The following is a 14736-nucleotide window of genomic DNA, read 5'->3' as shown; positions in this document are numbered from 1 at the left end:
AATAAGCCTTGTATACAATCTTAAGGCAAATAAATACCCGCCGAAGCCAGGCTGGAATGCGCTAAAACAAGGCACTCTTTTAGCGCAAACGGAGCGCAACAAGCCAGTCTGGTGCGTGAGCGCGAAGGTTGATACTCTTCTGGCTATTCGGATTTCAAATACCACAACCAGAAGTAGTGATGAAATGAATCGCTATCCCATGTTCAGCCCGCAACAGCTGCTCAGTTTTGTGGCCGTCTGCGAAACCGGCAGCTTTACCCGCGCCGCCGACCGCGTTTATCTTTCGCAATCGACGGTCAGCCAGCAGGTCAGGCGTCTCGAAGAAGCGCTGGGGAAACCCTTGCTCGAGCGCACGTCGCATCAGGTTCAGCTCACCGAAGAAGGCGAGCGGCTGCTCGGCTATGCGCGGCGAATTATCGCGCTCAACGGCGAGGCGCACGACGCGCTGAGCGATCAGTGGCCGGACGGCATTGTGCGTCTCGGCGTGCCGGAAGATTTTGCCGCCGCCACCACGTCTTTGCTGGCGCAGTTTTGCCGTGAACATCCGCATATCCGGCTGGATGTGACCAGCGGCCTGAGCCATGAACTGCGCCGCGCGTGGCAGCAGGACATGCTGGATATTATTCTGGTGAAACAGCTGACCGGCGAGAAAGCCAATGCGTCGCGTCCCGAGCCGATGCTGTGGCTCGACAGCGCCGGGTTTCCGGCTTTTGAGCGCGACCCGGTGCCGCTGGTGCTGTTCCCGCTCAACGGTTTGTATCGTGAAGAATTGTGCCAGGCGCTGGACGCCATCGGGCGCAGCTGGCGGATCAGTTACAGCAGTGCCAGCCTCGCCGCGCTGGTCGCCGCAAGCGCCGCCGGACTGGGCATCACGCTTCTGCCCGCCAGCTGTGTCACGCCGGAACACCGTATTCTCGGCGCAGATAGCGGCTTACCCACCGTGGATAACGTCGAGCTGGCGTTGTTTTACCGCCCGGACGCCACGGCGGCGCAAATCGCGCTGGCGGGAAAATTGCGCGTGTTTTGCCAGCTCAGCTGAGCATTGCGTTTCCCACTGACAGGCAGTGGGAAAAATCGCAGCCGGAACCGGAGAGATCTTTTAGGGTGAAGAGAAAAGCAGCATCCTCTGAGTATCATGAATAAGGAATTCGACGTGCAAAACCCTCAGCAACAAAGCCGCAGAAACTTTCTCTCAAACAGTGCAAAAGTCACGGCCACCGGTGCCCTGCTGGCCTCCGGCATGACCTCGGCTTCTACCGTCCGCGCCGGTCAGAACATTGAAACCTGTGACGATCCCCGTCAGGCGACAACGATTTCGGCCACGCACTACCAGCTGCGGAATGTCCGGTTGGAAGAAGGTTTCGAGCGCGAAGGCGACATGGTGACTGGTACGCAAACCGGCCTGTACAATCTCGATATCAATAACGGCAAAATTGTGGCGATCCAGCCTGCAAAAGACGCCCCGGCCAGCACGTTACCGGCCTTTGACGCTAAAGGGCTGTTGCTTCTGCCCGCCACGCGCGACATGCACATCCACCTCGACAAAACCTTTTACGGCGGCAAATGGGAAGCGCCGCGCCCGCGTAAAGGCAAAACCATCATGGATATGATTGCCCGCGAGCAGGTGCTGATCCCGAAACTGCTGCCGACGTCGGTCGAACACGCCGAAGCGATCATCGGGTTGCTGCATTCCAAAGGCACCACCGTGGCGCGCAGCCACTGCAATATCGACCCGGTCAGCGGCCTGAAAAGTCTCGAGCACCTGAAAATCGCGCTGGAAAAACATCAGCAGGATTTCAGCTGTGAGATTGTGGCATTTCCTCAACACGGTTTGCTGCATTCGAAAGTGGACGGCCTGATGCGTGAAGCGATGCAAATGGGCGTGCAGTACGTCGGCGGGCTGGATCCAACCAACGTTGACGGCGCAATGGAAAAGTCGCTGGACGCGATGTTCCAGATCGCGCTCGACACGAATAAAGGCGTGGATATTCATCTGCATGAAACGACGCCTGCCGGGGTCGCTGCGGTGAAATACATGATTCAGACCGTGGAGAAAAACCCGCGGCTCAAAGGCAAAGTGACGCTCAACCACGGTTTTGCGCTGGCAATGATGCAGGGCGCGGAGCTGGATGAAGTCATCAACGGGCTGTCCGAACAGCAGTTCACCGTGGCCTCCACCATTCCGCTCGGCAAACTGAACATGCCGCTGCCGCAGCTCAGTCAGAACGGCGTATTCGTCATGACCGGCACCGACAGCGTGATCGACCACTGGTCCCCGTTCGGCACCGGCAGCATGCTGGAAAAAGCCAGCCTGTACGCCCAGCTCTACGGCAATTCCGACGAATTTGGCCTGACGCGCTCCCTCGCTATCGCCACCGGCAACGTCCTGCCGCTCAACGACAGCGGGAAACGCCAGTGGCCCGCACTCAACGACAACGCTGAGATGATTCTGGTCGACGCCAGCTGTTCAGCCGAAGCAGTCGCGCGGGTGTCCGACGTAAAAGCGACATTCCATCAGGGAAGACTGGTGTTTGGTGCGGTAGAGAAAGTGTAAGAGTCAGAGAATGTCTGGCGCAGAAAAGCAAAAAGCCCCGCGAGGGGCTTTTTAGTTTCAGATTTTGACGCCCGAAGGCACAAAATCAGAACGGGATATCGTCGTCGAAATCCATTGGGGGTTCGTTGTTCTGTGCTGGCGCGTTGTTTTGCGCAGCCGGACGAGCCTGCTGGCCGCCGCTGAACTGGTTGCCGCCTTGTGGCTGCTGAGGCTGACCCCAACCGCCTTGCTGGCCGCCACCTGCTGATGCCTGACCGCCACCTGCTGGTGCGCCGCCGCCGGTACGGCCGCCGAGCATCTGCATGGTGCCGCCCACGTTAACAACGACTTCGGTGGTGTATTTTTCTACGCCAGCCTGATCGGTCCATTTACGGGTTTGCAGTGCACCTTCGATATAAACCTGTGAACCCTTTTTCAGGTATTCACCGGCAACTTCGGCTAATTTGCCGAACAGCACAACGCGGTGCCATTCTGTTTTCTCTTTCTGCTCGCCGGTGGCTTTGTCACGCCAGCTTTCGGAGGTTGCCAGCGTCATGTTGGCAACGGCGCCGCCGTTTGGCATATAGCGGATTTCTGGATCTTGTCCGAGATTACCGACGAGAATAACTTTGTTTACGCCTCTGCTGGCCATGTGGATTCTCCTGATGATGTATGTCGTGGTTGAAACCACAGTGTTAGATGTGAGGGGACTCACTTCGCGACATTATAACCACAAAACGATTACTCCGTACCACGGATGTAAAACGTTGTGGCATTCTTTCCAGAATGTTCAGTAAACACTCCACTGTTACATGGAGTACTGGATATACATTCAGGTTTTGGGGTGGCATGGGCTGTGATTTGTGTCATAATTGCGCGTTACGTTCTTCTCTGTGCCTGATTCGCTGACCGGCGCGATGCCACACTTTCCGACGGTCACCGGCACGGTGAGCTATCAAGTTAATCCGGGAATGATGAATGGATAAGATCGAAGTTCGGGGCGCACGCACCCATAATCTCAAGAATATCAACCTGATTATCCCGCGCGACAAACTGATTGTTGTCACCGGCTTATCCGGTTCAGGCAAGTCCTCTCTGGCGTTCGATACGCTGTACGCCGAAGGCCAGCGCCGCTACGTCGAGTCGCTGTCTGCCTATGCACGCCAATTTTTATCCTTAATGGAAAAACCGGACGTCGACCATATTGAAGGTCTGTCTCCGGCGATTTCGATTGAGCAAAAATCTACATCGCATAACCCGCGTTCCACCGTCGGGACGATCACCGAAATCCACGACTATTTGCGTCTGCTGTTTGCCCGTGTGGGCGAGCCGCGCTGCCCGGACCACAATATTCCGCTGTCCGCGCAGACCGTCAGCCAGATGGTAGATAACGTGCTCGCACAGCCGGAAGGCCAGCGCCTGATGCTGCTCGCGACAATCGTGAAAGACCGTAAAGGCGAGCACACCAAAACGCTGGAAAATCTGGCATCACAAGGCTATATCCGTGCGCGTATCGACGGCGAAGTGTGTGATTTGTCGGATCCGCCGAAGCTGGAATTGCAGAAAAAACACACCATCGAAGTGGTCGTTGACCGCTTTAAAGTGCGTGATGATCTGGCGCAGCGCCTCGCAGAATCCTTCGAAACCGCGCTGGAATTGTCCGGCGGTACGGCGGTGGTCGCCGATATGGATGACCCGAAAGCCGACGAAATGCTGTTCTCTGCCAACTTCGCCTGTCCGGTGTGTGGCTACAGCATGCGCGAACTTGAACCACGGATGTTCTCGTTCAACAACCCGGCCGGTGCCTGCCCGACCTGTGATGGTTTGGGCGTGCAGCAGTTCTTCGATCCGGAACGCGTGGTGCAAAACCCTGAACTTTCCCTGGCCGGTGGCGCAATCCGCGGCTGGGATCGGCGTAACTTCTATTATTTCCAGATGCTGCGCTCACTGGGCGAGCATTACGATTTCGATGTGGAAGCGCCGTTTAACGAACTGAGCAGCGACGTGCGCCATGCAATCCTGCACGGTTCCGGCAAAACCACGATTGAATTCAAATACATTAACGATCGCGGTGACACATCAATCCGTCGCCATCCGTTCGAAGGTGTGCTGCACAACATGGAACGCCGTTATAAAGAAACGGAATCCAGCGCCGTGCGCGAAGAGTTGTCGAAATACATCAGCAACCGCCCTTGTACGTCCTGCAAAGGCACGCGTCTGCGCGAAGAAGCGCGTAACGTGTTTGTCGAAGAAACCACCCTGCCGGAAATCTCTGATTTCAGCATCGGCCATGCGATGGATTTCTTCCGCAATATGAAACTCAGCGGCCAGCGCGCAAAAATCGCTGAGAAAGTGCTGAAAGAAATCGGCGATCGCCTGAAATTCCTGGTGAACGTCGGCCTGAACTACCTCTCGCTGTCCCGTTCTGCGGAAACGCTGTCCGGTGGTGAAGCCCAGCGTATCCGTCTGGCGAGCCAGATTGGTGCCGGTCTGGTGGGCGTGATGTACGTGCTGGACGAACCGTCCATCGGCCTGCATCAGCGTGACAACGAACGTCTGCTGGAAACACTGATCCACCTGCGTGATCTTGGCAATACGGTCATCGTGGTAGAACACGACGAAGACGCCATTCGCGCCGCCGACCATATTATCGATATCGGCCCGGGCGCTGGCGTGCATGGCGGCGAAGTGGTGGCTGAAGGCACCGCAGAAGACATCATGGCAAACGAAGAGTCGCTGACCGGCCAGTTCCTGAGCGGTAAACGTGAAATCTCAGTACCGTCGCAACGTGTGCCTGCTGATGTCACCAAAGTGCTGAAGCTTTCCGGCGCGAAAGGCAACAATCTGAAAGACGTGACGCTGACGCTGCCGGTAGGCCTGTTTACCTGCATCACCGGCGTGTCCGGCTCGGGTAAATCGACGCTCATCAACGACACGCTGTTCCCGCTGGCACAGCGCGAACTGAACGGCGCGACGATTGCCGAAGCGGCACCGTATCGCGAAATCGAAGGTCTGGGGCATTTCGATAAAGTGATCGACATCGACCAGAGCCCGATTGGCCGTACGCCGCGCTCTAACCCGGCGACGTACACCGGCATTTTCACGCCGGTTCGCGAACTGTTTGCCGGTGTGCCGGAATCACGTTCACGCGGCTATACGCCGGGGCGTTTCAGTTTCAACGTCAAAGGCGGGCGCTGTGAAGCCTGTCAGGGCGACGGCGTGATCAAAGTCGAAATGCACTTCCTGCCGGATATTTATGTGCCGTGCGATCAGTGCAAAGGCAAACGCTATAACCGCGAAACGCTGGAAATTAAATACAAAGGCAAGAGCATTCACGAAGTGCTGGAAATGACGATTGAAGAAGCCCGTGATTTCTTCGACGCTGTCCCTGCCCTTGCGCGTAAATTGCAGACGTTAATCGACGTCGGTCTGACGTATATCAGCCTCGGCCAGTCAGCGACCACGCTGTCCGGCGGTGAAGCACAGCGCGTTAAACTGGCGCGTGAGCTGTCCAAACGCGGCACCGGTCAGACGTTGTATATTCTCGACGAACCGACCACCGGCTTGCACTTTGCTGATATTCAGCAACTGCTGGAAGTGCTGCACCAGCTGCGCGATCAGGGCAACACCATCGTGGTGATTGAACACAATCTGGACGTGATTAAAACCGCGGACTGGATTGTCGATCTCGGGCCGGAAGGCGGCGCAGGCGGCGGTCAGATTCTGGTTGCCGGTACACCGGAAACCGTCGCGGAATGCAAAGAATCGCATACCGCACGTTTCCTGAAACCGTTGCTGGAACGTCACAGCCAGCAGGCGAAGAAAACGGCTTAATGTTTTTGGCTTCCTCCCCTGCCAGGGGGAGGAGCTAAAACCAATTCACATTCCAGCTATAACTTATTTAAATATCTTCTGCACAAACTCCGCGTACGCCGGGCGCCAGACGTCCATTTCATGACCGAGATTCGGATATTCGTGGTAATCGAACTTAATCTTGCGTTGCTCAAGCTCAGATTTCAGTCCCGCAATATCTTTGCCCGTCACCACGTCTTTTTCCCCGACAACGACCGTGAAGTTTTTCAGCTGCGCGTTGATTTTATCGGGTTCGGCGAAACGCTTTTCGACATCTGCATTGGGTACGGTCGTCGTGCTGACCCCGCTGAATGTTGCCAGCCAGCCGAACTGATCAAGATGTGTCATGCCGCTGACCAGCGTCTGATAACCGCCCTGCGAAAGTCCGGCTAACGCCCGCCCTGCCGCGTCATCGCGCACGCGGAAGTTTTTTGAAATCAGCGGAATAATGTCCCCGGTGAGCTCTTTATCTGCCGCCGCTGCGTTGCGCGGATAGAATTCTTTGCGGCGATCTTTGGTGACGTAATCTTCCGGAACGACCCCTTTAGCGTCGGTTTCCGTATCAGGAATGACAACCAGCATCGGTACGATTTTTTTCTCTGCCAGCAGGTTATCCATGATTTGCGGAATGCGCCCCTGATCCAGCGCCGAGCGGCCGGTATCGCCAAAACCGTGATAGAAATACAGCACCGGCAGCGGCTGTGACGCATCGGTATACCCCGGCGGCGTCCAGACCGCGACCTGACGCTCAGAATTTAGCGCCGCAGAATGATAGGTCAATGTGCGCACTTCGCCATGCGCCACGTTTTTCACATCCAGAATGCTACCCGGCACCAGTATCAGGCTGGTGTTCACCTGACGCTGAGGTTTCGGTATGGCGCTGCCCGGATCGGCAATCCGCAGGCCGTCAACGTTAAAGAAATATTCGTAGAGATTGGGTTTCTGCGCGTCCGACGTCCAGCTCCAGACGCCTTTTTCGTCTTTGGTCATCTGATGCGGAATGTACGTCACCGGCGTTGCACCGGTCACCACGTCCACATGCTCCGCACCAGGCGCATAAAGCCGGTAGGTAATCGTGAGATCCGGGTTCACCGCCGTGATGTAGTTCCTCGCCGGAACAGACGCGTCGGCGTCCTGCGGCAGGCTTTGCGCGAAAACGGTCAGGGGGAACGGCGCGCTAAGCGCCAGTATCAAAAGCGTGGCAAGATTCAGCCTGTTGCGGGTCATCATCCTTTCCTTCTGGGTTGGCGTGAGCAGACGGACGACCTGTCCTGAAGTAACTCACTGTTTTTGCACAACTCTCAGAGTAGGTTATTTTTACAACAAAGGATCGTGACCCGCGTCACCCTTTAAAGGATGCAGTTGCGGCAGCACGCTCAGGCGCTGGAAGGCGAAATCCCAGAATGTCCGGACTTTGCGTGGCATTTGCTGTACCTGTTGCGCGACCAGCTGAACCGGCAGTGGCAGCGGTTCGAAATCCGTCAGAAGCCGGACCATGCTTCCAGCCTGCAAATCTTCGCTCACCTGATACGACAACAACCGCGCAATTCCGCGTCCGCTGCGCACCGCCAGCAGCTGAGATTCGACATCATTGAGCAGCAAACGCGGCGTAAGCCGGACGCGCAGATCGTCTTCGTGCGGCCCGAACCGCCATTCACGGATTTGCGTGCGCAGCGTGCCCATGATGGTCTGATGCGTCGCAAGATCTGACGGATGCTGCGGCAGAGCGTGTTGCGCCAGATACGCCGGGCTGGCGACCAGCACGCGGGTAACTTCCGCCACTTTACGCGCCACTTTGCCCGAGTCTTCCTGATGCCCGATGCGTACCGCCAGATCCAACCCTTCATCGATGAGATCCAGATTCCGGTCGCTGAGCATCATCTCAATCTGCATGTCCGGGTTCTGTTCGAGAAATTCCATCACCAGCGGCGCAACGTGTTTACGCCCGAACTGAACCGGCGCAGTCAGCCGCAACAGGCCGCTCAGCTGGGTTTCAGCAGTGTCTTCCACGGCGTCCTGATAGTGGCTGAGCAACAACCGTGCTTTTTCGGCCAGACGTGCGCCCGCTTCTGTCGGCGCCAGGCTCCGGGTGGTGCGCTCGACCAGCCGCGCACCGAATCGGTGTTCCAGCGAGGCAATCGCGCGCGTGATCGCCGGTGGCGAACGGTGAAGTTTACGGGCAGCTTCCGCCAGGCTGCCATACTGAAGTACGGCGACAAAAATCGCCATTTCATCCAAACGGTCCATAGATTCTTCCACAAAGTGAAACACTCAATTTCAATCTTCGTGGATCACAATCATTTCGCGCAAGAGTAATGTTTATACGACACAGACAAAGGAGACATTCCATGCCCGCCATCCAGCTTTTCGGCACCCCGCTTTCCGGCCACTGCCACCGCGTCACCTTATTGCTTAAGATGCTCAATCTGCCTTTTGAGTTTAAAGAAGCCGGTGCCGCCGAACGCAAAACCGAAGAATTTGCTCACCTGAATCCTTTGCAACAGGTGCCTGTTTTAGTCGATGGCGAGCACATCATCACCGACAGCAACGCCATTCTGGTGTATCTGGTAAAACGCTATGCGCCTGACAGTCACTGGCTGCCGGAAAATCCGCTGAAAGCGGCGGAAGTGCAGAAATGGTTGTCCCGCGCCGCCGGTGAAGTGCGTTTTGGCCCGGCTTCAACGCGGATGGTGACACAATTTTCTGCACCGGAACCTTATGATTACGCGCTGGCGCTGACGGCGAAATTCCTGCCGCAGCTGGAAAAGCATGTGGAAGCGCATGAGTTTCTGGCGACCGACCGCGTCACAATTGGCGATCTGGCCTGCTACAGCTATATCGCCGCGGCACCGGAAGGCGGTGTTTCACTGGAAGATTATCCGGCGATCCGCCGCTGGCTGAAACGGATTGAAAATCTGCCGGGCTTCACGCCGCTTCCTGCGTCGCCGTTGCCCGAAAGAGCGTTGTAAGCCGCCATGAACAGCGTATTCCATGCCGATGAAATCCTTGCGCAGGATCTGGCGGGATTTGATGTTTCCTCGCATGGAATACGCGAGGCGATGCCGGAACAGCACCGGTTGTTTTTTGCCGCACTGCCTTATCTGTTTGTCGCCACGCTGGATCAAAATGGCTGGCCGGTGGCGACGATCCTGACCGGTCCCGCCGGTTTTATCCGCGCGCCGGATGACAAACATCTGCGGGTGAATGCGCCACGTCGCCCCGACGATCCGGCGCAGGCCGCGCTGGAACCTGGGAAACAGGTCGGCGCGCTGGGGATCGATTTCTCCAACCGCAGACGAAACCGGGCAAACGGCAGGATCGGCCGCATGGACAAAAACCGGATCGAGATCCTCATCGATCAGAGTTTTGGCAACTGTCCGAAGTATATTCAGATCCGCAAACTGACGGACGTCCCGGTACACAAACCACTGCCCGTGCGGGAAGATATGACGGAACCGGACGAAGACGCCCGCGCGCTGATTGCGCGTGCCGATACTTTTTTCATCGCCAGCCACGCGCATGGTGGAACCGATGTGTCGCATCGCGGTGGTCAGCCGGGGTTTGCGCATCTGGTGGGAAACCGGCTGTGGGTGCCTGACTACCGGGGCAATCAGTATATGAATACGCTGGGAAATCTGCTGGCCGAGCCCCGCGCCGCGCTGCTGTTTATCGATTTCGCCAGTGGCGATATTCTGCATTTACAGGGGCACACCAGAATTCACTGGCAGCCGGAAGAAATCCCCGGTCCGTCAGGTGCGGAACGTTACTGGAGCCTGGATATCACCCGCGTATGGCGTTTTCGCGCAGCGTTGCCGTGGCGCGGAGAAGCGCCTGATTATTCACCTGCGACGCTGGGCACCGGCCAGTGGCCCGGCGATCAGACGCCAAATTCCTGACGGGTGTTCTCCGGCAAAGCGGAAACGACCATTTTGTAGGAACTGTCGATCAGGGAATAAAGCTGAGAGTTCGGCAAACTACCGTCAAGCACGACCGTATTCCAGTGCGCTTTATTGAGGTTCTCGCCGGGCAGAATGCAGGTGTGTTCCGCCCGCAATTTTCCGGCCATTTCGAGGCTGGTTTTCAGCGAAACGGCTTCAAATCCCTGACAATCGCAGAACATCGCGAACATCACACCGCCCACTTTTATCTGATTCGCACCGTATGGGTTCTGCGTACTTTGCTCTGCTCCGGGTTTTCCCATGCAGTAGTCGAGCAATTCCAGACTGGTCATTTTTGCCTTTCTCCGTCTCTGAGGTGAACAATTCCATTACCGAAATCGTCTATTTAGTGTGCAGCAACATGGCGAAAAAGAAAGGGATGAGATCGCAAATACAAAAAAGGGCCGACATCGCTGTCAGCCCTAAACAACGCTTACTCCCCTAAATAATTCGGGCTGAAGCAAGGCGGTAAGCTCAGGAAGCCCCGGAAACAGGGACGTACCCTGTGACCGGGGTGAGTGAGCGCAACCCACGCCGCAGCAGCCCGAATTATGACGGGGATTTACTGCACGGCGGCGAAGGCTTCAGCCACCTGTTTCACGTTATGGTGATTCAGGCCTGCCATGCACACGCGACCGCTGAGGATCAGGTAAACGCCGAATTCTTCACGCAGACGGACAACCTGTTCTTCGCTGAAACCGGTGTAGCTGAACATGCCGCGCTGTTGCAGAAGGTAATTGAAATCACGACCCGGCAAGGCGACTTTCAGGCTGTCGACCAGCGTGTGGCGCATTTCGAGAATACGGGTGCGCATTTTCTCTACTTCGGCTTTCCACTGCGCGTTCAGCGCGCTGTCGCTCAGGACTTTCGCCACCACTTTCGCACCAAAATTCGGCGGGCTGGAGTAGTTGCGGCGCACGGTCGCTTTCAGCTGACCCAGTACGCGGCCAGCGGCTTCGCTGTCTTCACACACCACGGACAATCCGCCTACGCGTTCACCGTACAGGGAGAAAATCTTCGAGAAGGAGTTGCTGACGAAGCAGTTCACACCGGCAGACGCCATCGCGCGGATCGCGTAAGCATCTTCATCAATACCTGCGCCAAAGCCCTGATAAGCGATGTCGAGGAACGGGATCAGCTCGCGCTGTTTGGTGACTTCAATCACCTGATCCCACTGCGCGGGCGTCAGGTCAGAACCCGTCGGGTTATGGCAGCACGGGTGCAGCAGCACGATGCTTTGCGCCGGTAAGGTTTTCAGGCGTTCGACCATCGCGGTGAAATTCACACCCAGTGTTTCTGCGTCAAAGTACGGATACGTATGCACTTTGAAGCCTGCGCCACCAAAGATAGCCACGTGGTTTTCCCAGGTCGGGTCACTTACGTAAACTTCCGAATTCGGGAAGTAGAACTTCAGGAAATCCGCACCGACTTTCAGCGCGCCGGAGCCGCCGACGGTCTGAATGGTGGCGATACGCTGTTGTTTCAGCGCCGCATGTTCCGCGCCAAACAGCAGTTCCTGAATGCCTGCGCGGTATGCCGGCAGACCTTCCATCGGCAGATACACTGACGCAGATTGCGGGCCGGCGTTCAGCTGGTTTTCTGCATTTTCCACCGCAGCCAGTTGCGGGATAATACCCTGCTCGTCGTAATAGAGACCGATGCTCAGGTTCACTTTGTCTTGTCTTGGATCGGTCTTAAAGCTTTCCATCAGCGACAAAATCGGGTCACCGGCATAGGCATCAACATGTTGGAACACGGTATACATCTCCTTGGTTTGGTTGAGTGGCGCGGCAATCCACGCCAGTCATACCGGCGCATCGCTGCTCTTTCACAGACTATCAAAGTTCGTTAAAAAAGATGACAACATTGTTGTCAATTTTCGGGCGTTTTTTGCCCGCTGCTGCGGGCATCAATGCGCCGTGCAATATGGTGCTCACGAAATTTCTCAATAATAAAATCAACAAATACCCGGGTCTTTGCAGGCAGCAATTTATGTGTCGGAAAGTAAAGGAAAATCCCGCCCGCATCCGCATACCAGTCTGGAAGTACACGCACCAGTGATCCGCTTTCCAGCGCCGGAAGCAGATCCGGTATATTTGCCATTACAATTCCCAGGCCCATTTCTGCCGCCCGGCAGCAGGCCTCCGGCTCGTTAAACGTCATGCACACGGGAAGCCCGACGGCAGATTGCTGACCACCGGCATTACGCAGCATAAAGTTGCGGATCTTACCGGTTTGCGGTGAGCGAATGCGGATTCCGTCACCGCGCGCCAGGTCATCAGGCTCAAGAAAAGGCGGATGCTGGCTCAGATAGGCCGGTGCCGCCGCCAGCACGGCATGAACCGGCGCAAGTTCACGGGCCACAATCCCCTGCGGCAGATCGAAACCGCCGCCAATCGCCGCGTCATAGCGTTCGCCAATCAGATCAATCTTGCGGTTATCAAACTCCCAGTCCGGCTGAATATCCGGGTAACGCTGAAGAAATTCCGGCAGAAGCGGGAGAATAAAATGCATCCCAAAATAGGTTCCCATGCTGACTTTCAGGACGCCGGAAGGACGTTCGGTCGATGTGGAAAGCCCTTTCATCGCCATTTTTACCGTGGTCAGCCCGACGCGAACTTCCTGCAAAAAACGCTCTCCGGCCTCCGTCAGTCTCAGCTTGCGTGTACTACGCTGAAACAGGCGCACGCCGAGTTGAGTTTCAAGCGTGGTGACATTTTTCCCGACGGCGGCGGAGGTCAGCCCTAACTGTCGGGCGGCGGCAGAAAAACTTCCGGTATCTGCACTGATCACAAAACAATCAAGGTGAACAAGCATCCGTTGACTCCGATTTCAAACTTTTAGTTTGAAATGATTATAGCGTTTACCGGCTAGTTCACCGCACGGATCAGGTGAATACTCGGTTCACTAGCCCGATTAACTCATCTGTTTTGGAGCACACAAAAATGACCACTCAACCATCACTGCAAGGCAAAGCCGCTTTTGTTCAGGGCGGATCACGCGGCATCGGCGCCGCTATCGTTAAGCGTCTGGCCCATGACGGTGCCAGCGTCGCCTTCACCTACGTTTCTTCCGACGAAAAAGCGCAGGCGCTGGTGAAATCCATCGAAGCCAGCGGCGGTAAAGCCCTTGCGATTAAAGCCGACAGCACCGATGAAAGCAGCGTGCGTTCAGCTATCGACAACGCCGCTCAGGCTTTCGGTAAAATCGATATTCTGGTCAACAACGCCGGTATTCTGGCGTTTGGGGAGCTGGACGCGCTAACCATTGACGATTTCGACCGCACCATTGCGGTTAACGTACGCAGCGTTTTCGTTGCCAGCCAGCAGGCCGCGCGCCATATGCCGGACGGTGGTCGCATCATCACCATCGGCAGTACCAACGCAGATCGCGTCCCGTTCCAGGGCGGCGCGGTGTATGCCATGAGCAAATCAGCGATCGTCGGCCTGACAAAAGGCCTGGCGCGTGATTTAGGCCCGCGCGGCATTACCGTCAATAACCTGCAACCCGGCCCGGTTGATACCGATATGAACCCGGCTGACGGCGAGATGGCGGAAGGCATGCTGAGCTTTATGGCGCTGGATCGTTACGGTAAAGACAGTGAAATCGCCGGTTTCGTCGCGTATCTGGCTGGCCCGGAAGCGGGATATATCACCGGTTCCAGCCTGACTATTGACGGCGGTTTCGCTGCATAACAGGGCGACGACGGGCATAAAAACAATGCAAAAACGGTGCAGAAATCTGCGCCGTTTTTTTGCGTCAGACGCTGTAACGCCCCGGCCGGTGGTTCATGGCGATAATCAGATTGACGATCACCGCGCCCAGAATGGAGGCGATCAGCATTTCATAGCTGACCACAAACAGCGAGGCCAGCACGATGCAGCAGTCGACGCCCATCTGGAATTTACCGGCGCGGATGCCGTATTTATCCTGAAGAAACAGCGCCAGAATATTCACGCCGCCGAGGCTGGCTTTGTGGCGGAACAGGACGATAAAGCCAATCCCCATGATGACGTTGGCAAACAGCGTGGCGTAGAAAGGCTGGAGATGATCGAAGTGAACGAACAGCGGGTGCAAATCAGAGAACACCGAGACCAGCGCCACCGCCGCAAATGTTTTCAGCGTGAACTGCCAGCCCATGCGGCGGATGGATAAATAATAGAACGGTAAGTTGATAATAAAGAAAGCCGTACCGAATGAGACGTGCGAAATATAATGCGCCAGAAACGCCATCCCCGCCGTACCGCCGGTCAGCGCGCCGACCTGACGCAGCATCACCACGCCAAACGAGACCATCAGCGTGCCGATGATAATCGCCAGCGCATCTTCAACCAGCGTGTGCCCGCTGTGCGGTTGTTCAGCGACGGGCTTAAGATTGTCTAAACTTGCCATAATTCCCCTTTCCCCGAAAAA

At 56.2% G+C, this 14736-nt stretch carries 13 protein-coding genes; 6 read left to right on the top strand and 7 right to left on the bottom strand.

The annotated features are described in order from the left end of the window. Positions 1–184: 184 nt before the first annotated feature. Positions 185–1039 (top strand): LysR family transcriptional regulator, encoded by an 855-nt coding sequence (locus tag M2403_RS18395; RefSeq protein WP_259230450.1) that lies wholly within the window; start codon positions 185–187, stop codon positions 1037–1039. Positions 1040–1135: 96 nt separating this feature from the next. Beyond that, positions 1136–2554 (top strand): amidohydrolase family protein, encoded by a 1419-nt coding sequence (locus tag M2403_RS18390; RefSeq protein WP_405047840.1) that lies wholly within the window; start codon positions 1136–1138, stop codon positions 2552–2554. Positions 2555–2639: 85 nt separating this feature from the next. Here the strand turns inward: M2403_RS18390 and M2403_RS18385 are convergent, their stop codons facing one another. Further along, a complete protein-coding gene (locus M2403_RS18385) occupies positions 2640–3185 on the bottom strand; it encodes a single-stranded DNA-binding protein (RefSeq protein ID WP_152327412.1) in 546 nt (181 codons plus the stop codon). Positions 3186–3511: 326 nt separating this feature from the next. Between M2403_RS18385 and uvrA the strand changes: the two genes are divergently transcribed. Next, the gene (uvrA, locus tag M2403_RS18380; RefSeq protein ID WP_259230447.1) at positions 3512–6367 is read left to right on the top strand and encodes an excinuclease ABC subunit UvrA; all 2856 of its coding nucleotides are present in this window, start codon (positions 3512–3514) and stop codon (positions 6365–6367) included. 63 nt (positions 6368–6430) lie between these two features. Here the strand turns inward: uvrA and M2403_RS18375 are convergent, their stop codons facing one another. Together M2403_RS18375 and M2403_RS18370 are read right to left on the bottom strand one after the other, a co-directional pair. Continuing rightward, complete coding sequence (locus M2403_RS18375) at positions 6431–7612, bottom strand: alpha/beta hydrolase-fold protein (protein ID WP_152327471.1); 1182 nt, start codon at positions 7610–7612, stop codon at positions 6431–6433. A 90-nt stretch (positions 7613–7702) separates the two neighbouring features. Next, positions 7703–8632 carry a LysR family transcriptional regulator gene (locus M2403_RS18370; RefSeq protein WP_259230446.1) on the bottom strand — a complete coding sequence of 310 codons (930 nt, stop codon included), beginning with the start codon at positions 8630–8632 and terminating at the stop codon, positions 7703–7705. A 101-nt stretch (positions 8633–8733) separates the two neighbouring features. Here M2403_RS18370 and M2403_RS18365 point away from each other — a divergent pair, with 101 nt between their 5' ends. Both M2403_RS18365 and M2403_RS18360 read left to right on the top strand, forming a co-directional pair. Then, positions 8734–9354, top strand: a complete 621-nt coding sequence (locus tag M2403_RS18365; protein ID WP_152327415.1) for a glutathione S-transferase family protein — start codon at positions 8734–8736, stop codon at positions 9352–9354. Positions 9355–9360: 6 nt separating this feature from the next. Next, entirely contained in the window at positions 9361–10281 is a 921-nt protein-coding gene (locus M2403_RS18360) for a pyridoxamine 5'-phosphate oxidase family protein (protein ID WP_259230444.1), read from the top strand. Here the strand turns inward: M2403_RS18360 and M2403_RS18355 are convergent. The 3 genes from M2403_RS18355 to M2403_RS18345 all read right to left on the bottom strand — a co-directional run bounded on the left by M2403_RS18355 (position 10263) and on the right by M2403_RS18345 (position 13140). Continuing rightward, the gene (locus tag M2403_RS18355) at positions 10263–10616 is read right to left on the bottom strand and encodes an MmcQ/YjbR family DNA-binding protein (protein WP_152327417.1); all 354 of its coding nucleotides are present in this window, start codon (positions 10614–10616) and stop codon (positions 10263–10265) included. The genes M2403_RS18360 and M2403_RS18355 overlap by 19 nt on opposite strands. Before the next feature lie 269 nt (positions 10617–10885). After that, the gene (locus M2403_RS18350) at positions 10886–12079 is read right to left on the bottom strand and encodes an amino acid aminotransferase (RefSeq protein ID WP_152327418.1); all 1194 of its coding nucleotides are present in this window, start codon (positions 12077–12079) and stop codon (positions 10886–10888) included. Positions 12080–12195: 116 nt separating this feature from the next. Continuing rightward, positions 12196–13140 (bottom strand): LysR family transcriptional regulator, encoded by a 945-nt coding sequence (locus M2403_RS18345; protein ID WP_165061249.1) that lies wholly within the window; start codon positions 13138–13140, stop codon positions 12196–12198. Between the two features lie 128 nt (positions 13141–13268). Between M2403_RS18345 and M2403_RS18340 the strand changes: the two genes are divergently transcribed. Continuing rightward, positions 13269–14018: a 3-oxoacyl-ACP reductase family protein gene (locus M2403_RS18340; RefSeq protein WP_165061247.1), complete on the top strand. Its 750-nt coding sequence runs from the start codon at positions 13269–13271 to the stop codon at positions 14016–14018. A 64-nt stretch (positions 14019–14082) separates the two neighbouring features. Here M2403_RS18340 and M2403_RS18335 read toward each other — a convergent pair whose 3' ends face one another. Beyond that, the gene (locus M2403_RS18335) at positions 14083–14715 is read right to left on the bottom strand and encodes a YitT family protein (protein ID WP_165061245.1); all 633 of its coding nucleotides are present in this window, start codon (positions 14713–14715) and stop codon (positions 14083–14085) included. Positions 14716–14736 lie beyond the last annotated feature (21 nt).

Origin of the sequence: Rahnella sp. BIGb0603 (assembly GCF_024808755.1) — a bacterium.
Taxonomy (GTDB): Bacteria; Pseudomonadota; Gammaproteobacteria; order Enterobacterales; family Enterobacteriaceae; genus Rahnella; species Rahnella contaminans.
This window is presented reverse-complemented; position numbering and strand designations above follow the sequence as displayed.